General features: G+C 73.4%; 17 protein-coding genes and 2 pseudogenes. 10 read left to right on the top strand and 9 right to left on the bottom strand.

Annotated elements, in window-relative coordinates:
* Positions 1–405: 405 nt before the first annotated feature.
* Positions 406–936 (top strand): annotated as a pseudogene (locus E1193_RS19110) (M23 family metallopeptidase); the annotation flags it as partial.
* Positions 937–1089: 153 nt separating this feature from the next.
* On the opposite strand, the gene E1193_RS19105 reads toward E1193_RS19110, so the two are convergent.
* From E1193_RS19105 to E1193_RS33280, 4 genes are read right to left on the bottom strand one after another with little or no spacing between them, the layout of a single operon-like run.
* Positions 1090–2271, bottom strand: a complete 1182-nt coding sequence (locus E1193_RS19105) for an aminotransferase class V-fold PLP-dependent enzyme (protein WP_132184557.1) — start codon at positions 2269–2271, stop codon at positions 1090–1092.
* Positions 2272–2322: 51 nt separating this feature from the next.
* Positions 2323–3315 carry a tyrosine recombinase XerC gene (locus E1193_RS19100; protein WP_132184556.1) on the bottom strand — a complete coding sequence of 331 codons (993 nt, stop codon included), beginning with the start codon at positions 3313–3315 and terminating at the stop codon, positions 2323–2325.
* Positions 3316–3323: 8 nt separating this feature from the next.
* Complete coding sequence (locus E1193_RS19095) at positions 3324–4646, bottom strand: serine hydrolase domain-containing protein (protein WP_243707778.1); 1323 nt, start codon at positions 4644–4646, stop codon at positions 3324–3326.
* Entirely contained in the window at positions 4643–4837 is a 195-nt protein-coding gene (locus E1193_RS33280; RefSeq protein WP_243707777.1) for a hypothetical protein, read from the bottom strand. Before E1193_RS33280 ends, E1193_RS19095 begins: the two co-directional genes overlap by 4 nt.
* A 176-nt stretch (positions 4838–5013) precedes the next feature.
* On the opposite strand from E1193_RS33280, the gene E1193_RS19090 reads away from it, so the two are divergent.
* Positions 5014–5352, top strand: a complete 339-nt coding sequence (locus E1193_RS19090) for a hypothetical protein (RefSeq protein WP_132184554.1) — start codon at positions 5014–5016, stop codon at positions 5350–5352.
* Between the two features lie 5 nt (positions 5353–5357).
* Here the strand turns inward: E1193_RS19090 and E1193_RS19085 are convergent, their stop codons facing one another.
* From E1193_RS19085 to E1193_RS19075, 3 genes are all read right to left on the bottom strand, one after another.
* Positions 5358–6611, bottom strand: a complete 1254-nt coding sequence (locus E1193_RS19085) for a DNA-processing protein DprA (protein WP_132184553.1) — start codon at positions 6609–6611, stop codon at positions 5358–5360.
* Positions 6608–8128 carry a YifB family Mg chelatase-like AAA ATPase gene (locus tag E1193_RS19080; RefSeq protein WP_132184552.1) on the bottom strand — a complete coding sequence of 507 codons (1521 nt, stop codon included), beginning with the start codon at positions 8126–8128 and terminating at the stop codon, positions 6608–6610. Before E1193_RS19080 ends, E1193_RS19085 begins: the two co-directional genes overlap by 4 nt.
* Positions 8129–8192: 64 nt before the next feature.
* Positions 8193–8552, bottom strand: coding sequence for a YraN family protein (locus tag E1193_RS19075; RefSeq protein WP_132184551.1), 360 nt, complete (start codon positions 8550–8552; stop codon positions 8193–8195).
* A gap of 336 nt (positions 8553–8888) precedes the next feature.
* Between E1193_RS19075 and rpsB the strand changes: the two genes are divergently transcribed.
* The 7 genes from rpsB (at position 8889) to E1193_RS19040 (ending at position 16694) form a co-directional block, all read left to right on the top strand.
* Positions 8889–9770: a 30S ribosomal protein S2 gene (gene rpsB / locus E1193_RS19070; RefSeq protein ID WP_132184550.1), complete on the top strand. Its 882-nt coding sequence runs from the start codon at positions 8889–8891 to the stop codon at positions 9768–9770.
* Positions 9771–9909: 139 nt separating this feature from the next.
* On the top strand, positions 9910–10752 hold the full coding sequence (gene tsf / locus E1193_RS19065; protein WP_132184549.1) for a translation elongation factor Ts: 843 nt from the start codon (positions 9910–9912) through the stop codon (positions 10750–10752).
* Between the two features lie 164 nt (positions 10753–10916).
* Positions 10917–11684, top strand: coding sequence for a UMP kinase (gene pyrH / locus E1193_RS19060; RefSeq protein WP_132184548.1), 768 nt, complete (start codon positions 10917–10919; stop codon positions 11682–11684).
* Positions 11685–11772: 88 nt separating this feature from the next.
* Positions 11773–12330 carry a ribosome recycling factor gene (frr, locus tag E1193_RS19055; protein ID WP_132184547.1) on the top strand — a complete coding sequence of 186 codons (558 nt, stop codon included), beginning with the start codon at positions 11773–11775 and terminating at the stop codon, positions 12328–12330.
* Between the two features lie 527 nt (positions 12331–12857).
* A complete protein-coding gene (locus tag E1193_RS19050; protein WP_132184559.1) occupies positions 12858–14354 on the top strand; it encodes a phosphatidate cytidylyltransferase in 1497 nt (498 codons plus the stop codon).
* A 104-nt stretch (positions 14355–14458) separates the two neighbouring features.
* The gene (gene rlmN / locus E1193_RS19045) at positions 14459–15610 is read left to right on the top strand and encodes a 23S rRNA (adenine(2503)-C(2))-methyltransferase RlmN (RefSeq protein ID WP_132184546.1); all 1152 of its coding nucleotides are present in this window, start codon (positions 14459–14461) and stop codon (positions 15608–15610) included.
* Between the two features lie 22 nt (positions 15611–15632).
* Positions 15633–16694: a DivIVA domain-containing protein gene (locus tag E1193_RS19040; protein ID WP_132184545.1), complete on the top strand. Its 1062-nt coding sequence runs from the start codon at positions 15633–15635 to the stop codon at positions 16692–16694.
* A gap of 111 nt (positions 16695–16805) precedes the next feature.
* Here the strand turns inward: E1193_RS19040 and E1193_RS19035 are convergent, their stop codons facing one another.
* Positions 16806–17027, bottom strand: a complete 222-nt coding sequence (locus E1193_RS19035; protein WP_132184544.1) for a DUF2631 domain-containing protein — start codon at positions 17025–17027, stop codon at positions 16806–16808.
* 225 nt (positions 17028–17252) lie between these two features.
* Between E1193_RS19035 and E1193_RS19030 the strand changes: the two are divergent.
* A pseudogene (locus E1193_RS19030) lies at positions 17253–18803 on the top strand (Rieske 2Fe-2S domain-containing protein); the annotation flags it as partial.
* A gap of 127 nt (positions 18804–18930) precedes the next feature.
* Here the strand turns inward: E1193_RS19030 and E1193_RS19025 are convergent.
* On the bottom strand, positions 18931–20529 hold the full coding sequence (locus E1193_RS19025; protein WP_132184543.1) for an NAD(P)/FAD-dependent oxidoreductase: 1599 nt from the start codon (positions 20527–20529) through the stop codon (positions 18931–18933).
* Between the last annotated feature and the right edge of the window lie 177 nt (positions 20530–20706).

The raw sequence follows: 20706 nt of genomic DNA, 5'->3' as shown, positions 1-20706 counted from the left end.
GGCATCCCCCACCCGCCGGTAGTGCCACGGCGACGCCACCCGGCCGCACCGCTCGGCCTCGAACTCCACCCGCCGCGCCAGGTCCGGCCGTCCACGATGCACAGGCATCGGCCCGCAGCACCGCCTGGCCGCGCTCCGTCGCCGCCACCGGTCGGCGGGGTCCCGCTGGACCGCTCGTTCGGCGGGACCCATGGGCCGTTCGTTCCGCGCGCCGGCTCACAGGGCCGACGCGTCCGAGCCGGTGGCCTCCCCTGTCGCCGCGCCTGGTGGCGGGCGGCGCGACGGACGCCCGGCGCTCCTAGCAGAACGAGGTCGACCCCGGGTGGCCGTCCACAGGCGGGCTCGTCCTCCACAGCGGACGGCTTGTCCGTGTCCCACCGGTCGCATCGTCGGCATGCTGGCGGCATGCGACAACAGGTGCGGCGTGCGACGGCGTGGTGTGCGGCCCTGCTGGCCGTCGCGGCGCCGGCAGCGCCGGTGACGCTGGGCGCGGTGACGCCGGCGGCCACAGCCGCCTCCGGGCACCGCCCGGTGTTCCGGTGGCCGCTCGACGGCACGCCACGTCCGGTGCGCCGCTTCGACCCACCACCGCAGCCGTGGCTGGCCGGCCACCGTGGGGTGGACCTGGCCGCCGGGCCGGGAACCACGGTCCGGGCGGCCGGTCCGGGGACGGTCCTCTTCGCCGGCCTGGTCGCCGGCCGGCCGGTGATCACCATCGGGCACGGGGCGGGCCTGCGGACCACCTACGAGCCGGTACGACCCGACGTGCGCCCCGGCGACCCGGTCTCAGCGGGTGCGCCGCTCGGTGTGCTGCTGGCCGGGCACCCCGGCTGCCCGGTGGCGGGCTGCCTGCACTGGGGACTCCGCCGCGACGCCGAGTACCTCGACCCGCTGGCGTTGCTGGGGCTCGGCCCCGTCCGGCTGCTGCCCGTCGATGCGGACCCGGTGACGGGCTCGTACCCGACCATCGTGGCGCGGCCGGCGTCGCGCGTCCCGTCCGTTCCCGCCGGACCATCGGCCGCACCCGCCTTGGGCGACCGGCTCCGGGTGACCGGCTGCCGGTGCGGGCACCGCCGGGCGCGAACCGGGTCAGCCTCGGGCGAGCAGCGCGGGCAGCCGGGCGGCCAGCCGCTCGTACTCGTCGGGGGAGTTGTAGATCTGGCCGCAGAGCCGTAGCCAGCCCCGGCCGTGCCAGCCCACCACCGACACCTCCGTGGCGAGCCGTTCGGCGATCAGGACCCGCAACGCGCGGGCGGCATCCAGGGTGGTGGCGACGCCCGGCGGCAGCGGGACGAGCCGCATGGCGACCGCCGGCCCGCCCGGGTCCGGCAGGTCGGCCGGCGCGACTCCGAGCGCTGTTCCGACCACCTGCTGGCCGTACGCGGCGAGCGCGGCGTTGTGCGCACGTACCCGGTCCAACCCGAGGCTGCGCAGCGTGAAGAGCCCGGCCGGTGCACTCAGCCAGCTCGTGTAGTCCAGCGTCGCCTGCCACTCGACGTTGCGAGGAAAGCCGGCGTCCTGTTCCCAGGAGACCACCAGGGGTTCGATCCGATCCCGCCACGGTGGCGCGACCACCAGCGCGGCGGTGCCGCGCGGCGCGTACCCCCACTTGTGCAGGTTGCCCACCCAGAAGTCGGCACCGACGGCGGCCACCTCGACCGGGAGCATGCCCGGCGCGTGGGCCCCGTCCACCAGTACCGGCACGCCCCGCTCCCGGGCCACCCCGACCACGGCCGCGACCGGGAAGAGCCGGGCGGTGGGCGAGGTGAGCTGGTCGATGACGAGCAGCCGGGTCCGGCCCGGGCGCAGCCCGTCCCGGACGATCTGGACGATCTCCTCGTCGGTGGCGGCCAGCGGCACCCGTAGCGCCCGGGTGCCCGCCCCGGTTCGGCGGCACTCCCGCGCGATGGAGAGGTCGACCGCGCCGTACCCGTGGTCGGTGGTGAGCACCTCGTCGCCGGGGCGCAGGCCGATCGACTGAAGCACGACGGCAGCGCCGGTGGTGGCGTTGCCGACCAGCGCGGTGCCTTCCGGGTCGGCGCCGAGGAAGGCGGCCACGTGCCGGCGGGTGTGGGTGATCCGGTCAACCAGCCCCTGCGTGAAGAACCGCGGCGGGTTGGCCTCCATCTCGTCGCGCAGCCGCTGCTGGGCCCGCTGCACGGTGACCGGCACCGCGCCGAACGCCCCGTGGTTGAGGTGGCTGACCGCCGGGTCGAGAGAGAAGAGCAGCCGGGCTCCGGGGATCGGCTCGGGCGGCCGGACGACGGTCACCCCGTGATCGTATCCGTCCCCTGCCGACCGGTGCGGCTCAGCGGGATCGGCCTAGGCACGGGGATGGGCCTGGCGGAACGCCGCCCGCAGCCGCTCCACCGAGACATGGGTGTAGATTTGGGTGCTGCCCAGCGACGAGTGCCCCAGCAGTTCCTGCACCGCCCGTAGGTCCGCGCCGCCCTCCAGCAGGTGGGTCGCCGCCGAGTGGCGCAGCCCGTGTGGGCTGACCCGGGGCAACCCGAGACCGTCGGCGTACCCGGCGACGATCCGCCGGCCGGTGGTCGGGTTCAGCCGTCCGCCCCGTGCGCCGAGCAGCAGCGCGTCCCCGGATCCCGGGCCCGTCAGGGCCGGCCGGCCGGATCGAAGCCAGTCGTCGATCGCCCGCTGCGCGGGCACCCCGTAGGGCACGGACCGCTCCCGGCCGCCCTTGCCGAGGACCCGCACCACCCGCCGCTCGTGGTCGACGTCGGTGACGTCCAACCCGCACGCCTCGCTGATCCGCACACCCGTGCCGTAGAGCAGCTCCAGCAGGATGCGGTCACGCAGGCGCACCGCCTCGTCGACGGCGCGGGGCGTCTCATCGGCGGGCCGGATCGTGTCGGGGCGGTGTGCTCCGGCCGCCCGAGCCGGCGCTTCGACGAGGGCGGCGGCCTGGTCGGCCCGGAGCACCGCCGGCAGCTCCCGGCGGGCCTGCGGGCTGGCCAGCGCGACGGCCACATCCGTGGGGAGCGCACCACTGCGGTGTGCCCAGGCGCTGAACGTCCGGGCCGTCGCCGCCTGCCGCGCCAGCGAGGAACGGGCCGCGCCCAGCGTCCGCTGCTTGGCCAGCCAACTTCGCAGGACGGCCAGGTCCAGATCGGCCGGCGTGGCACAACCCATCCGGACGGCGTGGTCGAGGAGCGAGACCAGGTCGGCCACGTAGGCGCGCACCGTGTGCGCGGAGCGGTTGCGCACCCGGGCCAAATGGTCGGCGAAGTCGTCCACCGCCTCCCGCATCGCCGGCGGCAGGGCCTGGTGTCTGGTCCGGGTACCCTCGCGGCTCATCGTCGCGGTCAGACCAGGGCGTTGGCCACGGCGACCCGGGCTGGGTCGGGGTTCGCCCAGCTCCAGTTCGGGTGGGCGCGGTTGGTGAGCAGCACCAGCACCATCCTCCTCTCGGGCGCGACGACCAGGGAGGTGCCGGTGAAGCCGGTGTGCCCGAAGGTGGTGGGGCCGGCCAGCCGGCCCATGAACCAGGGCTGGTTGAGCACCAAACCGAGGCCGTGGTCGGCGGTGCGGGTCGGGCGTTCCGGGTCCACCGCGGGCAGCCCGGCGTTGGCGTTGCGCAGCATCCGCCGCACGGTGCTCTCGGCGAGGATTCTCTTCCCGCCGTACGTGCCGCCGTCGAGCAGGAGTTGACCGATGACGGCCACCTCTTGGGCGGTACTGAAGATGCCGGCGTGTCCGGCGATGCCGCCGAGCTGGTTGGCCACGTCGTCGTGTACCACGCCGCGTAGCAGGCCGCGGGACGAGCGGGCGTCGGTGGCGACCAGGCGGGTGGCTTTGTCGGTGGCGCTGAGCCAGGTGTTCGGGTTGAAATTGGTGTGCCGCAACCCCAGCGGCTCGGTCAGGCCGGTCCTGAGGACGCGGTCGAGGCTCTGCCCGGTCACCTTCTCCACGAGCTTGCCGACGACCATCAGCCCGACGCTGGAATAGCGGAACACCGTGCCCGGTACGGCGCCGGTGACCAGCGGCGTCGCGAGTACGGCACGCCACCGCTCGGCCATCGTCGAGTAGCCGGTCACCTTCGCGCCGACCGGCAGGCCGCTGGTGTGGGCCAGCAGCATCGCGACGGTGACGGCCGACTTGCCGGTGCCGGTGAACTCGGGCAGGTACCGGACCACCGGCGCGTCGAGGTCGATCCGTCCCCTGTCGACCTGCTGGAGCGCGAGGATCGCGGTATAGACCTTGGTGACCGAGGCCAGGTCGAAGATCGAGTCCGGGCGCATGGCGACGCGCTTCGCGACGGGCAGCAGCACCGGGCCGGCGTCGTAACGCAACGCCTCGCCCGCCGCGAGGTGGTCGGTCGGCTCGCCGTCGACCTGCGCGAGCACCACCGCGCCCGGGTACGTGGGATGTTTCGGGTTCTCCGCGGTTGGCTGCATATACCGGTGCAGCGCCGTGGACAGGGTCCGGGGCCGCGCGGCACCGGTCGGCCCGGCACCGGGCACCCGGGGCGCCCGGCCGGCCGCCGCGCCACCCTGTCCACCCTCGGGCGGCAAGGAGGGCGTGTTCCAGGAGCCCGATCGGGTGGCGGACGGGTTCTCCCCGCAGCCGGTCAACCCGACGGCGGCGGCGAATCCGAAACCGAGCAAGGAACGGCGCTGCACAGTCACAGCCGAGATCCTCCCACCCGCGCCCGTCCGCAGGCCAGCGCGTGCGCACCGAACCCCTCGCCGGGCGAGGTCGACCCGATCCTGGCCCACTGGTCGTCCTCGATCTCGGAGGTGGCGCCCGTCACGTCGGGCACGGCCGGCGCGGACGACGGCGTCGGCCCGGGGAGGACCGCGCGGGACGCGGTGTTCATCCCGGAGGCGGGTTGGCGGTGTGCTGTGCGGGGCCGGGTGCGGCGACGGCGCGGCGAGATTCGGGCCGATCGATGCTGGTCCAGCGTGACGCCGACGGTAAGACTGGAAGGCAGGGACGGTCACCGCGCCGACGCCGCGATGCCGGGGCGTGTGCGCCGACGGGAGGAGGGACCTCATGGGTCTGGACGTCGTCCTCTACCGACTGGTACGCAGCGGTCCGGGCCGACCGCCGTCCCCGGTCGCCACCCAACTGGTGGCCGACCCCGACGATCTGCTGCTCGACCTGCTGACCCGGGGGCGGGGCGGTGGAGCCACCCCGTTGCTGGACCGGATCGACCCGCTCGGCGAACTGGTCGTGAGCGCGGAGCGGGCCCTCCAGCTCCTCACCGAACTGGACCGGCTGGCCGAGGTCGCCCGTACCCGGGAAGAAACCGACCGGGTCCGCCAGGTGGTGACGATCGTGCGGCGCTGCGTACGCGAGCGCGACCTGGAGATTCGTTTCGAGGCGGACTGAGTCGCTCATCCCGCCGCTCGCCCCGGGGATCCGGGCTGCGGAGGCTGCCCAGCCGGGGCGCCGGTGGGCCGCACCACCGCCGTGCCACGCCCCGGTGGTGGTGCGGCCGCGTACCCGCCGTCCCGGCGGACCACCAGCGACAGCTCCTCCAGCAGGGAGAGCTTCCGCAGCGCCGTACGCAGGTCCACCCCGGCGCGGGCCGCCAGGGCGTCGACACCGAGCGCTCCGCGCCGCGGCAACGACTCCAGCACCAGGGCCGCCTCGTCGTCCAACCCGTCCGTCGGGCGTTCGGGGCCGCGTGCGGGTGGGGACAGGTCGGCGCCGATCCGGCCCACCTCCTCCAGCACGTGCGCCACCCCGGTCACCAGTCGGGCATCCCGGTGCTCGCGCAGCAACTCGTGCGCGCCGACCGACATCGCCGAGGTGACCGGCCCCGGGATGACCATCGCGGGCCGGCGCATGGCCAGCGCCCGGTGCAGGGTCTGGACCGCGCCGCTGCGGGCCGCCGCCTCCACCAGGACCGTCCCCCGGGTGGCCGCGGCGATCACCCGGTTGCGGATCAGGAACCGCGGGCGTAGTGGATCGGCCCCGGGCATCCACTCGCTCACCAGCAGCCCCGTCTCGGCGATCCGGTCGAACAACGCCGCGTTGCCCAGCGGGTAGGGGCAATCCACCCCGCAGGCGAGCACCGCCACCGTCACCCCACCGGCCGTCAACGCGCCCCGGTGCGCGGCGGCGTCGATGCCGAACGCGCCGCCGGAGACCACCGTCCAGTCCCGGTCGGCCAGCCCGTACCCGATCTCGGAGGCGACGTGGACGCCGTACCCGGTGGCGGCGCGGGCGCCGACCACGGCGACCGAGCGGGCCAGGGTCTCGCCGAGCGGCCAGCCGCCACGCACCCAGAAGCAGAGCGGCGGGGCGGTCTCCAGGTCGACCCGCCGACTGCCGCCACCCAGGACCAGCTGACGCAGGTCGCCGAGGTGGTCGGGCCACTCGTTGTCCTCCGGGGTCAGGACCCGGGCGCCGACCCGTTCGGTCCGGGCGAGGGCCTCGGCGGCGACCGCCCGAGGGTTGCCGGCCGGCACGCGCGCGGCCACCGACTCGCGCAGCCGCCGGTCCGGCGCTCCGCCGTCGAGCAGCAGGTCCAGTGCGGCCACCGGGCCGAGCTGCTGGACCAGCCGGTGCACCGACCAGGTGCCCGGCTCGGTGAGCCAGGTCAACGCGACCCGGGCCAGCAGCCGTTGCTCTCGGGTGCTCATGCCCCTTCCCCCGTTCTCAGTTGAATGGCCTCCAGGACGTCCTCGCGGCCAGGCCGGTCCCGGCCGTCCAGGTCGGCGATCGTCCAGGCCAGGCGGATGATCCGGTCGAACCCCCGGGCGGAGATCGAGCCGGAGTCGAGCCGGGAGCGCAGCTCGGCGGTGTCCCGGGCCGGCAGCCGCCACGGCGGCCGGCGCAGGCACGGGCCGGCGATCTCGGCGTTGAGCCGGCGGCCGGTCGGCTCCCACCGGGCTGCCGCCGCCCGCCGGGCCGCCGCCACCCGGGCCGAGACGTCAACCGACGACTCGCCCGCGCGGGTGACCTCCATCAGCTCCGCGGCCCGGACCGGCAGCAGCTTCACCTGCAGGTCGATGCGGTCGAGCAGCGGCCCGGAGAGCCGGCCCAGGTAACGTCGCCGGGCCAGCGGGCTGCACTCGCAGTACGCGTCGCCGGCGGGCTTGGCACACGGGCAGGGATTGGCGGCCAGCACCAGCTGGGTGCGGGCCGGGTATTCGGTGCCGCCTGCGCTGCGGGCAAGCTGGACCCGACCGTGCTCCAGCGGTTGCCGCAGCGCCTCCAGGGCGCCCTTGCTGAACTCGGGCGCCTCGTCGAGGAAGAGCACGCCCTGGTGGGCCAGGGAGACCGCGCCCGGCCGGGCCAGTCCGCTCCCGCCGCCAACCAGCGCCGGGACGGTCGCGGTGTGGTGCGGCGCCTGAAACGGCGGACGCCGTAACAGCCGTCCGCCGGGCGGGAGCAGCCCCGCGATCGAGTGCAGCGCGGTCACCTCCAGCGCCGCGTCGTCGCCCAGCTCCGGCAGGATCGACGGCAGTCGCTCGGCCAGCATGGTCTTGCCCGCGCCGGGCGGCCCGAGCAGCGCCAGGTGGTGCCCGCCGGCGGCGGCCACCTCCAGCGCCCGCCGGCCCAGCCCTTGACCGGCCACGTCGGCCAGGTCCGGGCCGCCCGGCTCGCACCGGGGCGGATCGGTCGGCGGGACCATCAGCGGGCTGCCGTCGCGGACGTACGCGACCAGCCGGTGCAGCGTGTCGACGGCCCGGACCCGGACACCGGGAATGACCGCCGCCTCCCCGGCGTTCTGCACCGGGACGACGACCCGGTCGTGCCCGGCCCGTGCCGCCGCCGCGACCATCGGCAGCACCCCGCGCACGGGGCGGACCGTCCCGTCCAGGCCCAGCTCGCCGAGCACCACCACCCCGTCCAGCGAGGCGAGGGGGAGCTCCCCGGAGCCACCGAGCACGGCGGCCGCGATGGCCAGGTCGAACGCCGAGCCGTACTTGGGCAGGGTCGCCGGTAGCAGGTTGAGCGTGATCCGGCGGTTGGGCCAGCGCTGCCCGGAGTTGACGATGGCGGCGCGGACCCGGTCGCGGGCCTCGTGCAGCGCGGTGTCCGGCAGCCCGGAGATGGCCACCGCGGGCAGCCCTGGCGCCAGGTCGGCCTCCACCTCGACCAGGTGCCCATTCACCCCGACCAACCCGACGCTGAGCACCTTGGCGTAACTCACCACGCCCCTCCCCGCGTCGCCGGCGCAGGGCCGCCGGGCCGGCGCCGCGCTTCCGGCCGGCCCATCAGAACGCGCCCTTGACGTGCTCGACCAGCGCCGGGCCGCCGACCGGCAGGCGGACCGCCAGCACGTCGAAACGCACCTCGTCGGCGTTGACGCCGCTCTCGGCCAGCCACCGGGCCGCCAGGCCGCGCAACCGTCGGGCCTTGCGTGGCACGACGGCCTCGGCCGGGGTGCCGAACTCGCCGGTTCGTCGGGTCTTCACCTCACAGAAGGCGATTACCGGACCGTCCCAGGCGATGATGTCGATCTCGCCGTCGGGGCAGCGCCAGTTGCGGGCAATCGGGCGCAGGCCCGCTCCGATGAGGTGGCGCAGCGCACACCGCTCGCCGTACGCGCCGACCGCCTGGTTCCGCTTCGTCATGTCGCCGAGGGTGCGCGTCGGCGGGACATCGTGCCGGCCGGACCGCGAGGGCTGTGGAAAGGCGGAGCGGCCTGTGGACGGGTGCCTGATCATGCGCCCGGTGTGCTATTGGGCAGTTTGGCGCACCCGGCGGCCCGACGGCGGGGCAGGGGCGTACACTGGGCGACTGGCGACCGCCTCGTGCGGTCGACCTCGCGCGCCCTCTCCACGGTTCCGTGGGGCGACGGTCTCCCTGGTCCCGATCCCGGTCGGGCCCACCACGGCCGACGACCGGGCGCCAGGACGCCCGGCCGCCGGCCGAGCGGGACAACCAGGGACCAAAGGGAGTACCCCACCATGGCCGTCGTGACCATGCGTCAGCTGCTGGAGAGCGGTGTCCACTTCGGGCACCAGACCCGGCGCTGGAACCCGAAGATGAAGCGCTTCATCTTCACCGAGCGCAACGGTATCTACATCATCGACCTGCGCCAGACGCTCGACTACATCGAGAAGGCGTACGACTTCGTGCGCAACACCGTCGCCGAGGGCGGCAGCATCCTCTTCGTCGGCACCAAGAAGCAGGCCCAGGAGGCCATCGCCGAGCAGGCGACCCGGGTCGGCCAGCCGTACGTCAACCACCGCTGGCTCGGCGGCATGCTGACCAACTTCCAGACGGTGTACAAGCGGTTGCAGCGGATGAAGGAGCTGGAGGCCCTGGGTGACCTGAGCGGCACCGCCGCCGGTTACACCAAGAAGGAGACCCTGCAGCTCTCCCGCGAGAAGGTGAAGCTGACCAAGACCCTCGGTGGTCTGCGCGACATGCAGAAGCTGCCGGCCGCGATCTGGGTGATCGACACCAAGAAGGAGCACATCGCCGTCGACGAGGCCCGCAAGCTGGGCATCCCGGTGATCGCCGTGCTCGACACCAACTGCGATCCGGACGAGGTCGACTTCCCGATCCCGGGCAACGACGACGCGATCCGTTCGGCCGAGCTGCTGACCAGGGTCGTCGCCGCCGCCGTCGCCGACGGTCTGATCGCCCGGTCCGGCCGTCGTCGGGGAGCCGACGAGAAGCCCGAGGCGGGTCAGGTCGGCGCCGACGAGCCGCTGGCCGAGTGGGAGCGCGAGCTGCTCGAGGAGCCGAAGAAGGCCGACGAGCAGCCGGCGCCGGCCGAGCAGCAGACCCCGGCCGAGCAGCAGACGCCGGCCGAGCAGCCGGCGACCGCCGCCGCGGAGTGACCGCACTGTCGCATCCCCGCCGTCCGGCTCGACCGGCGGCGGGGATCGGCGGGTACGCCGGGCACATCCGGCCGGGATCCGGGTAACCGGCACCCAGACCATCCCACCGCAGTTCCGACACGACACCGAAGAGAGAGTCATGTCCAACTTCACCGCCGCGGACGTCAAGAAGCTCCGCGACCTCACCGGCGCCGGCATGATGGACTGCAAGAAGGCGCTGATCGAGGCCGAGGGCGACTTCGACAAGGCCGTCGAGATCCTGCGTGTCAAGGGTGCCAAGGACGTGGGCAAGCGGGCCGGTCGCACCGCCGCCAACGGTCTCGTCGCGCACTCCGGCAAGGCGTTGCTCGAGCTCAACTGCGAGACCGACTTCGTGGCCAAGAACGAGGCTTTCATCGCGCTGGCCCAGCAGTTGGTCGAGCACGGCGAGCGCAGCGGCGCGAGCACCGCGGAGGAGTTGCTCGCCTCCGAGCTCGACGGCCGGACGGTCGCCGACCTGGTCCAGGAGCAGTCCGCCAAAATCGGTGAGAAGCTGGTGCTCAACCGCTTCGCCAAGCTCGACGGCACCACCGCCGTCTACCTGCACCGCAAGAGCCAGGACCTGCCCCCGGCGGTCGGCGTGCTGGTGCAGTACACCGGCACCGCCGGCCAGGCAGCCGGCGACGAGGCGTCCGACTCCGACGCCCGCGCGGTCGCCATGCAGGTCGCCGCGATGCGGCCGAAGTACCTCACCCGGGACGAGGTGCCGGCCGAGGTCGTCGAGTCCGAGCGGCGCATCGCCGAGCAGACCGCCCGCGAGGAGAACAAGCCCGAGGCGGCGCTGCCGAAGATCGTCGAGGGCCGGGTCAACGCCTTCTTCAAGGACTACGTCCTTCTCGAGCAGGCGTCGGTCGCCGACAACAAGAAGACCGTGAAGCAGGTGCTGGCCGAGGCCGGCATCGAGGTGACCCGCTTCCTGCGGTTCGAGGTCGGCCAGGCCTGATCCGCCGGACCGGGCGCATGACGCGTCCGTGGGCAGGGATACGTCGACGAGGAGGCCGCCGGTGTACGTGACAGGCACCGCGGCCTCCTCGTCACATAGGGTCGGCAACGGCAGTTGAGCGGTACGCGGCGCGCGGGACGTGCGCCCGGGGAAGGGCGGGGCGGATGACGCAGGTTGTGAGTGACCGGAGCCTGGAGGCGAACGATCCGACGGCGCCGCCCCCCGGGCGGACCCGCCGGGTGGTGCTGAAGCTCTCCGGTGAGGTCTTCGGCGGCGGCGCGATCGGCGTCGACCCGGACGTCGTGCAGGCCATCGCCCGGCAGATCGCCACCGTCGTCCGGCGCGGCGTGCAGGTCTCCGTCGTCGTCGGGGGCGGCAACTTCTTCCGCGGCGCCGAGTTGCAGAAGCGCGGCATGGACCGGGCCCGGGCTGACTACATGGGCATGCTCGGCACCGTGATGAACTGCCTGGCCCTCCAGGACTTCCTGGAGAAGGAGGGCATCGAGACCCGGGTGCAGAGCGCGATCACGATGGCCCAGGTCGCCGAGCCGTACATCCCGCTGCGCGCCATCCGGCACCTGGAGAAGGGCCGTGTGGTGATCTTCGGGGCGGGCGCCGGCATGCCGTACTTCTCCACCGACACCGTCGCCGCCCAGCGTGCGTTGGAGATTCGCGCCGACGTGGTGCTGATGAGCAAGAACGGGGTGGACGGCGTCTACACCGCTGATCCTCGGGTCGACTCCACCGCCAGCAAGTTCGACTCGATCACCTTCTCCGAGGTGCTGCGCCGCAACCTGCGGGTGGCCGACGCCGCCGCGTTCAGCCTCTGCATGGAGAACGGCCTGCCGATGCTGGTCTTCGGCGCACAGGGCGAAGACACGATCATCCGTGCGGTCGGGGGCGACAAGATCGGTACGCTGATCACCGCCTGAACGGTCCCGCCGGCCCCACCACGGCGGTCCTCCGACGGGCACCGCCGCCACAGCCCACGACGAGCAACAGAAGGAGGCGAGGAGACCGGTGATCGACGACACCCTCCTCGAGGCCGAGGAGAAGATGGAGCGTGCCATCGAGCACGCCAAGGAGGAGTTCGGTGGGATCCGGACCGGTCGCGCCAACGCCGCCATGTTCTCCCGGATCATGATCGACTACTACGGCAGCCCCACGCCGCTGCCGCAGATGGCCTCCATCGCGGTCCCCGAGCCGCGCATGGTGATCATCAAGCCGTACGACAACTCGCAGCTCAACGCCATGGAAAAGGCGATCCGCGACTCCGACCTCGGCGCGAACCCGAACAACGAGGGCAACCAGTTGCGCATCCTGCTCCCGCAGATGACCGAGGAGCGCCGCCGCGAGATGATCAAGGTGGCCCGGCACAAGGGTGAGGAGGCCAAGGTCGCCGTCCGCAACATCCGCCGGAAGGGCAAGGAAGAGCTGGACCGCCTGGTCAAGGACGGCGAGGTCGGCGAGGACGAGGGTCGGCGCGCCGAAAAGGAGCTCGACGACCTCACTCAGCGTTACGTTGCCACTGTCGACGAGCTGGTCAAGCACAAGGAAGCGGAGCTGCTCGAGGTCTGAGCGCCCGCCCCGTACCTGCGGCACCGGTGTGCCGCCGCCCGTCAGGGCGGTGGGACGCCGGTGCCGCTGTCGTTGCGCCCCCGTCACCTGCCGGCCTGTGCACAACCCGGTACGCGTCGAGTCGGCCACTCTCGCAGCCTGGACGCCACCACCTGCCGTGCTCGGAGTCGATCACGGTTGGTGGACACCCCAATCTGCCCCGATCGGGTGGGTCGCGGTCGACGCCCGTCACCTGCGGCGACCGGAGCGGATCACGGTCGGGGACACCCCGGTCTGCCGCGATCGGAGTGGATCATCGGGGTGGGCCGGTGCGGTTCGGTCGTCGGCGTGGCCCGGCGGGCCATCGTCCACCCTGTCCGGGGGTGCCGTGCAGTAGGCTCGGCACGATTCCCGGCCACCGCGCGGTGAACGCCGGGGATCGGCCGGTCGTCGCGCCGGCCAATCGGACGGAACACCTCACGCGTGTAGGGGATGGCCTTGGTTTTGCGTCATGTGGTGGAACTCGTACCGTCACCGTCTGGTGCGTGATGTCCCACCCCGACCCCTACGGCGGCATCGAGCCTCGCAGCTGGGACCGGCCGGAGCGCCCGTCGGCGCTGCCCTGGCCGGGGCGGGACGTCGAGCCCTGGAGCCGACAGCCCGCCTCCGAGCTGTACGCCGGCCCGCAGTCCCGCTCCAGGCCGCACGACCGACGCCCCGACGGTGCGGACGCCGACCCGGACGAGCCGTACCGGAACGACCGTGGAGCGCCGTACGGCCCGCGTGACGACAACCCCGCCCGGCCTCCGGGCGGGGCGCGTGACCGTGCCGGGGACGGCCGCTACGACCACGGCCCGTCCGGGCCGCCGGCCAGCGCGCTGAGCACCGGGCCAGCGGAGCGTCCGGGTGCGGGTCGCGGTTGGGCCGGACCGTTCCACGACGACGCGCCGACCGCGGCGTTCCCGCCGGTGCGGGACGACGGCGTGCCGGCCCCGCCGTTTGCCTCTGGCCGCGAGGACGCCGCGCCTGCCCCGCGGTTCGCCCATGGCCGCGACGACGAGGCGTCCACCTCGCCGTTCGTGCCGGTGCGGGACGACGACGCGCCGACCGTCCAGATCCCGCCGGTGCCGGCGGAGGTCGACGAGGAGCCGCGGCATCCGCCCGCGAGGCGTTCGCCCGGGAAGCGTCGGGCCTCGGCGGAACGGCCGCCGACGCAGCAACCGGCTGCCAGTCGGGCCGGGCGCAACCTCCCGGCCGCCATCGGGGTGGGCCTGGCCCTCGGCGCGCTGATTCTCGTACCCCTCTTTTTCTACCCTCCCGCGTTCCTGGCCGTGGTGGCCGCGGCGGTCGGTGTCGGGATCTGGGAGATGGTCCGCGCGGTGCGCCGTAGCGACGCCCACCCGCCGCTGGTGCCGCTGGTCGCCGGCGGTGTGCTCACCGTGGGGCTGGCCTGGTTCGCCGGCCCGGACGCGCTCAGCCTCGGGCTGCTGGTGACCGTGCTCGGCACGATGATCTGGCGGCTCGGCGACGGCCCGGCCGGCTTCCAGCGGGACATCACGGCGGCCACCCTGATCGCGGTGTACGTGCCGTTCCTCGGCGGGTTCGCGGCGCTGCTCGCGGCGGCGCCCGACGACGGTGACCTGCGGGTGCTGGTGACCCTGGTCGCGGTGGTGCTCTCCGACACCGGCGGGTACGCCGCCGGGGTCACCTTCGGCAAGCATCCGATGGCGCCGTCGATCAGCCCGAAGAAGTCCTGGGAGGGCTTCGCCGGCTCGGTGACCGCAGCGGCGGCCGGCAGCGCCGGGCTGGTCTGGCTGCTCCTCGACGTCTCGCCGTGGTGGGGGGCGCTGTTCGGGCTCGCGGTCTCCGGTGCGGCGGTCCTCGGTGACCTCGCCGAGTCCATGATCAAGCGTGACCTTGGCGTGAAGGACATGAGTAATCTGCTCCCCGGGCACGGCGGCCTGATGGACCGGCTGGACTCGATCCTCTTCGCCGTTCCCACCGCCTACCTGCTGCTGGCGGTCTTCGTGCCGGTGGTGGGCTGAGGGATGATTCACGCCCGGTTGACCGCTCGGACCGTCCGGCCGCTGCGGATTCGGCACGTCCGGGCCGGTGAGTTGACCGAACGGCGTGACAGACTGGACCGGTCATGACGAGCCTGCCTGTGATCCCCGTAGACCCCGACGCTCCCGGCCGCCGGCCCGCGATGCCTCCCCGCCACCTCGCCGACCTGGACCTGCCGGGCCGCCAGGCGCTGGTGACCGAGCTCGGCGAGCCGGCCTTCCGCGCCAAGCAGGTCTCCCACCACTACTTCGGGCGGCTGGTGCGCGACCCGGAGCAGATGACAGACCTGCCGGCGGCTGCCCGGGAGCGGATCGCCGCAGGGCTGCTGCCCACCCTGCTGCACCCGGTGCGCGAGCTCGCCTGTGACGACGGGGCCACCCGCAAGGCGCTGTGGCGGCTGCACGACGGCGCGCTGGTGGAGAGCGTGCTGATGGGCTATCCGGACCGGGTGACGGTCTGCATCTCCAGCCAGGCCGGCTGCGGCATGGCCTGCCCGTTCTGCGCGACCGGCCAGGCCGGGCTGACCCGTAACCTCTCCACCGCGGAGATCGTCGACCAGGCCGTCTACCTGGCCGGTGTCGCCGCCTCCGGCGTGGTGGCGGGCGCACCGCCGCGGCTGTCGCACGTCGTGTTCATGGGGATGGGCGAGCCGCTGGCCAACTATTCGCGGGTGGTCGGCGCGATCCGCCGGCTGGTCGCGCCGGCCCCGGAGGGGCTCGGGTTGTCCCAGCGACACATCACCGTCTCCACGGTCGGGCTGGTTCCGGCCATCCGCCGACTGGCCAGCGAAGACCTCTCAGTGACCCTTGCGCTGTCGCTGCACGCGCCCGATGATGATCTGCGCGACGAACTCGTGCCGGTCAACCAGCGCTGGAAGGTAGCCGAAGTGCTGGACGCAGCGTGGGACTACGTGGCCCGGACGGGGCGCCGCGTGTCGATCGAGTACGCGATGATCAAGGACGTGAACGACCAACCGTGGCGGGCCGACCTGCTCGGCCGGTTGTTGGCCGGCAGGTTGGCCCACGTGAACCTCATTCCGCTCAACCCGACACCGGGCAGCCGCTGGGATGCCAGCCCGAAGCCGGTGGAGCGGGAGTTCGTCCGGCGCTTGCGGGACGCCGGCGTGTCCACGACGGTGCGGGACACCCGGGGCCGCGAGATCGACGGCGCGTGCGGGCAGCTGGCGGCCGCCGAGGACAGGGACACCGACGCGCCGCGCGGGCGCGACCGCGCGTAGCGGTACGAGACCAGGAGACATAGTGGCGAGTCAGGGTCAGCGTTTCCGGCGCAAAGCGCTCCGCCGGGGCTACAAGGTCGACGAGGTGGACGCCTTCCTGGACCGCGTCGAGGCGACACTCGCCGGCCAGCCGGTGGGCGCGCCCGTGGCCTCCCAGGAGGTCCATGACGTCGTCTTCCGGGTCCGCTTCAACGGCTACGACGAGTGGCAGGTGGACCTGCACCTGGACCGGGTGGAGCGGCAGCTGGCCGAGCTGGAGGAGCGCGGTGGCCTGGGCGGCCGCAGCGGCGACCTGCGCCCGTCGGCGGAGCGTGTCGGCCCGCCGATGCGCGACGACCACCGAGGGCTCCCGCCCGTCCCACAGCCGATGCCGCCGCGCGCGATGCCGGCGCAGCCCGGCCCGACCGACCGTTACGGCAACCGGTACGACGAGCCGACCGGCGCCTTCGCCGGCGGGTACGACGCCCCCCGGGGAGGGTACGATGCCCCGCGCGGCCCGGCCGGTCCCGGTGGCCAGATGGGTCCCGGTGGCCCGACGGGACCCGGTGGCCCGATGGGGCCGGGTGCGCCGGGGGGCCACGGTGGCCTGCCGCAGCGTGGCATGCCGCCCGGCCAGGGCGGGTACGGTCAGGACGAGCCGCGGTTCGACGGTTTCGAGGCCGGCCGGCACGGGCGCGCCGACATGACCGCTGAGATCCGGATGTCCGAGCGGGAGCTGCGGGATCTGCGTGGTCGTGGCCCGGCGGGCCCGCCGCCCATGCCGCAGCAAGGGCTCGGTGGCCCACCGCCGGCCGGTCCGCCGATGGCCGGTCCGCCGATGGCCGGCCCGCCCGGCAGCGACCTCTACCGGGTGGACCAGATCCGGCGCAGTTTCCAGGTGCGTCGCTTCGGCAGCGGGTACGACCCGGATCAGGTCGACCGCTTCTTCGAGGCGCTGCTCGGTGGGATGCAGGGCCGCAACCCGATGCCGGTGAACCCGCGGGACCTGGACACTCTCCGTTTCGGGTTGGTGCCGGGCGGCTACTTCGAGGCCGAGGTCGACGCCGCCCTCAAGGACGTGCAGGACATCCTGCTCGGCCGCTGACCCGTCGGTTGACGCGACGAGGGCCCGCCCCCGGTGGGGCGGGCCCTCGTGTCGTCTGTCGCCGCCGCGCCGCGCCGCGCTCCCGATCCGGCCCCCCCCGACGGCGCGGTGTCAGGAGCGCAGGCCGTTGCGGCGCAGCACCGCGTCGCCGATGACGATCGCCAGCAGCAGCGCGGCCAGGCCGACCAGCCAGATGTCCTCGACCCTGCCCTCGTGGTTGCCGCAGAGCATCGCCAGCAGCGCCAGCGCGGTGAGCACCGCACCGATGCGCCCGGACTTGCGGTGCCCGGGCTTGTGCTGATCTGGCGCGGTTACCGGCTCGCTTCCTGCCACTGTCGGTCCTTCCCTCGCGATCGGATCTCCGAGTAGTCTGGCACGCCCCGCGCCGGACCCGGTGCGGGGTCCGCCCTGATGGGGGTACGGCACACCGGGACGGGGGTCCACGGTCCGGGCCCCGGGTGGACGGTTCGGCACTACCGGCGTCGCGGGACGACGACCGCACCGCCTCCGGTAGCGTTTTCGGCGTACGCCTTGACTGCCTTTGCGAGGGGGACTGCGGTGCGAGTGACCGGTACGGGACATGCCAGCATGCGGATCGACACGGCCGCGGGCAGCATCCTGTGCGACCCGTGGGTCAATCCTGCCTACTTCGCCTCCTGGTTTCCCTTCCCGGACAACTCCCTGCTCGACTGGGAGACACTGGGGCAGGTCGACTACCTGTACGTCTCGCACCTGCACCGGGACCACTTCGACGCCGCGCACCTGAGGCGGTACGTGTCGAAGGACGCCACCGTCCTGCTGCCCGAGTTCCCCACCTCGGAGATGGAGGACGAGCTGCGGGAGTTGGGCTTCACGAAGTTCCTCAAAACGCCGAACGAGCAGGTCGTCGAGCTCGACGGCGGCCTGAGAATCATGATCCAGGCGTTGACCAGCCCCACCGACGGCCCGATCGGTGACTCCTCGCTGTGGGTGGAGTACGACGGGGTGCGGCTGCTCAACCAGAACGACGCCCGCCCGAGCGATCTGAGCGTCTTCGCCGAACTGGGCCACGTGCACGCGCACATGTTGCAGTTCTCCGGCGCGATCTGGTACCCGATGGTGTACGAGCTGCCGCAGGCGGCGAAGACCGCTTTCGGCAAGCAGAAGCGGGACCGGCAGTTCGACCGCACCTGGCGCTACATCGACGACCTGAAGGCCGACCATGTCTTCCCGATCGCCGGCCCGCCCTGCTTCCTCGACGACGCGCTGTGGCAGTTCAACGACATCCACGGCGACGAGGGCAACATCTTCCCCGACCAGTCGGTCTTCCTCTCCGAGTACGCCAAGGTCGGCGGAACCAACGGCGTCGTGCTGCTGCCCGGCAGCGTCGCCGAGATCACCACGGAGTCCTGCCAGACCACCCACCCGGTGCCGGTCGAGGAGTTCTTCGCCAACAAGGTCGCCCACCTGGAGGAGATGCGGGAGCGCAAGCGCGGCGTCATCGAGGCGGAGAAGGCGTCCTGGCGGCACCCCGAGGTGGACGTGCTCGGTGAGATGAAGCGCCGGATCGAGCCGCTGCTGGACGAGTCGATCTACCTGGCCAAGGGGGTCGGCGGCCCGGTCCGCTTCGACCTCGTGGGCACGGACGACTCGGGCGGGGAGACGGTCGAGTCGATCGTGGTGGACTTTCCCGGCAAGGAGGTCCGTCCGTACGCCGACGAGAAGGTGCGCTACCGGTTCCGTACCGAGCGGGCCCTGGTCGAGCACCTGCTGTACATCGGCGAGGTGGACTGGGTGAACTCGCTCTTCCTGTCCTGCCGCTTCTCGGCGGCCCGGATCGGCCAGTACAACGAGTTCGTCTACGCCTTCTTCAAGTGCCTCTCCACCGAGCGCCTCCAGTACGCCGAGGGCTGGTACGACGAGCACGAGCGGGTGAGCGACGCCGAGGACATCACCCTCGGCGACTGGGTGGTGCAGCGCCGCTGCCCGCACCTGAAGGCCGACCTGACCCGGTTCGGCATCGTCGAGGGCGACCAGCTCACCTGCCAGCTGCACGGCTGGAAGTTCGACCTGTCCAGCGGCCGGTGCCTGACCAGCGTCGGCCACAAGATCCGCGCACACCGCGCCGACGCGAACACCCCGGCCGCCGCCGACGTGGACACTCCGGCCGCCGCCGACGTGGACACTCCGGCCGCCGCCGGCGCGAACACTCCGGCCGCCGCCGGGGAGGGGGCCGGCTGACGCCGGCGGGTGGCGGTCAGCGGCCCAGGTCGGCGAGGATCCGCTGGGCGGCGTTGTGGCCGGCGGCGCCGATGACGCTGCCGGCCGGGTGGCAGCCGGCGCTGCCCGCGTACACGCCGTCGACGCCGGTGGCGTACGGCATCCGGTCGGTGAACGACACGGTGTTGTCGAGGTGGTGGATGTGCCCGCCGGTGATGCCGAAGTGCGCCTCGATGCCGGGCGGGGTCAGCGGCACCGCGTCGGCGATCAGGTCGGCGGTGCCCGGGGCGTACCGCTCGCAGATGTCGATCAACCGGGAGACGTAGCCGGGCAGCGCCTCGTCCCAGGTGGTGCCGGTCAGATCGTAGGGGACCGACTGGACGAAGAGCGCCGACGAGTGGTGCCCGGCGTCGTCGGCCAGCGACGGGTCGACGGTGGTGTGCAGGTACCACTCGATGGTGGGTTCCGCCGGGAGCCGGCCCGCCCGCACGTCCGCCCACATCGCGCGCAGCGCCGCCATCGGCGCCCGGCCGCCGTCCAGCAGCGAGGACGAGCCGGGCAGCAGGTGGATGGTGGAGCCGAACGGGCTCGGCGCGTGCGCCGGCAGGCAGGAGAACCGGGGCAGCCCGGTCAGCGCCAGGTTCAGCTTGAGGGTGGTGCCGGGGCGGCGGACCGCCGCCATCCGCGCGCCGAGCGGTGCCGGGAGCGCACCGTCGGGCAGCAGCCCGATCAGCCGGTACGGATCGCAGGCCCCCACCACCACGGTCGTGGCGACCTGCCGGCCGTCGGCGAGCACGACCCCGCTGGCCGCCGCGCCGTCGAGGGTGATCGCGGTGACCGGCGAGCCGGTGCGGATGCGGGCCCCGGACGTGCGGGCGGCTTCGGCGAAGGTCCGTGACACGGTGCCCATGCCGCCCTCGGCGATCATCCAGGTGCCGTCCGAGCCCGGCAGCCGGCACATGTTGTGCACCAGGAAGTTGTGCCCGGTGCCGGGGTCGTCCGGGCCGGCGTTGAGCCCGGACAGGCCGTCGGTGACGGCGTACATGCTGACCAGCAGCTCGGAGCGGAACTCGAAGCGGGCCAGGTAGTCGGCGACCGAGCCGCGGACCAGATCGACGAAGACCTGTCGCAGTGCGGGGCGGACGTAGCGTTCGGCGGTCTCCCGCACCGGCAGCGGCTCGGCCAGCCAGGCCGGTGCCAGGTCCGCCCGGAGCTGGGCCAGCTCGGCCTGGAGCGCGTCGTCGGCGGCCACGTCGGCGGGGGAGAACATCCGGGCGAGCTGCCGCCGGGTGGCCGCGGCGTCGCTGCCGAAGAGCAGGTAGGGCGCGCCGGGCCCGCCGGGGGTGGGCAGGAAGTAGTGCGGGTCGCGGCGCAGCACCGGGATGCGGACGTCGAGCGTGGCGAGCAGTTCCGGCGGCATCAGCCCGAGCAGGTACGACCCGGTGGAGTGGCGTAGCCCGGGCACCTTCGGGAACGGGTTCTCGGTGCGGGTGGCCCCGCCGATCACGTCGGCGGCCTCCAGCACCAGCACCTCCAACCCGGCGCGGGCCAGCAGGATCGCGCAGACCAGCCCGTTGTGGCCGGCGCCGACGATCACGGCGTCGGCGCGGGCCGGCAGATCAGACGCTTCGCTCATGCCCGGCCAGCCTAGTGCCGCCGAGCTCCGCACGGGAGGCGTTCGCCGCCGACGGCTCCGCCGTCCTCGCTCACCGGCCCTGACCCCGCCCACCGGCACGATCCACTCCGTTTGCGCCGAATCGCGGCAACCATCGCCCCGGACACCGCGACACGGCGCAAACGAAGAGACCCCCAC

The sequence above is a fragment of the Micromonospora sp. KC606 genome, assembly GCF_004348675.1.
Lineage (GTDB): Bacteria > Actinomycetota > Actinomycetes > Mycobacteriales > Micromonosporaceae > Micromonospora.
The sequence above is the reverse complement of the archived record's forward strand: the minus strand, read 5'-3'. Positions and strand labels throughout refer to the sequence as shown.

Bases quoted from the DNA above. Each gene is read 5' to 3' on its own strand.
- E1193_RS19075 (WP_132184551.1), bottom strand. From the start codon at position 8,552: ATGACGAAGCGGAACCAGGCGGTCGGCGCGTACGGCGAGCGGTGTGCG.
- rpsB (WP_132184550.1), top strand. From the start codon at position 8,889: ATGGCCGTCGTGACCATGCGTCAGCTGCTGGAGAGCGGTGTCCACTTC.
- E1193_RS19090 (WP_132184554.1), top strand. From the start codon at position 5,014: ATGGGTCTGGACGTCGTCCTCTACCGACTGGTACGCAGCGGTCCGGGC.
- E1193_RS19050 (WP_132184559.1), top strand. From the start codon at position 12,858: ATGTCCCACCCCGACCCCTACGGCGGCATCGAGCCTCGCAGCTGGGAC.
- E1193_RS33280 (WP_243707777.1), bottom strand. From the start codon at position 4,837: ATGAACACCGCGTCCCGCGCGGTCCTCCCCGGGCCGACGCCGTCGTCC.
- E1193_RS19025 (WP_132184543.1), bottom strand. From the start codon at position 20,529: ATGAGCGAAGCGTCTGATCTGCCGGCCCGCGCCGACGCCGTGATCGTC.
- rlmN (WP_132184546.1), top strand. From the start codon at position 14,459: ATGACGAGCCTGCCTGTGATCCCCGTAGACCCCGACGCTCCCGGCCGC.
- pyrH (WP_132184548.1), top strand. From the start codon at position 10,917: ATGACGCAGGTTGTGAGTGACCGGAGCCTGGAGGCGAACGATCCGACG.
- E1193_RS19100 (WP_132184556.1), bottom strand. From the start codon at position 3,315: ATGAGCCGCGAGGGTACCCGGACCAGACACCAGGCCCTGCCGCCGGCG.
- tsf (WP_132184549.1), top strand. From the start codon at position 9,910: ATGTCCAACTTCACCGCCGCGGACGTCAAGAAGCTCCGCGACCTCACC.
- E1193_RS19085 (WP_132184553.1), bottom strand. From the start codon at position 6,611: ATGAGCACCCGAGAGCAACGGCTGCTGGCCCGGGTCGCGTTGACCTGG.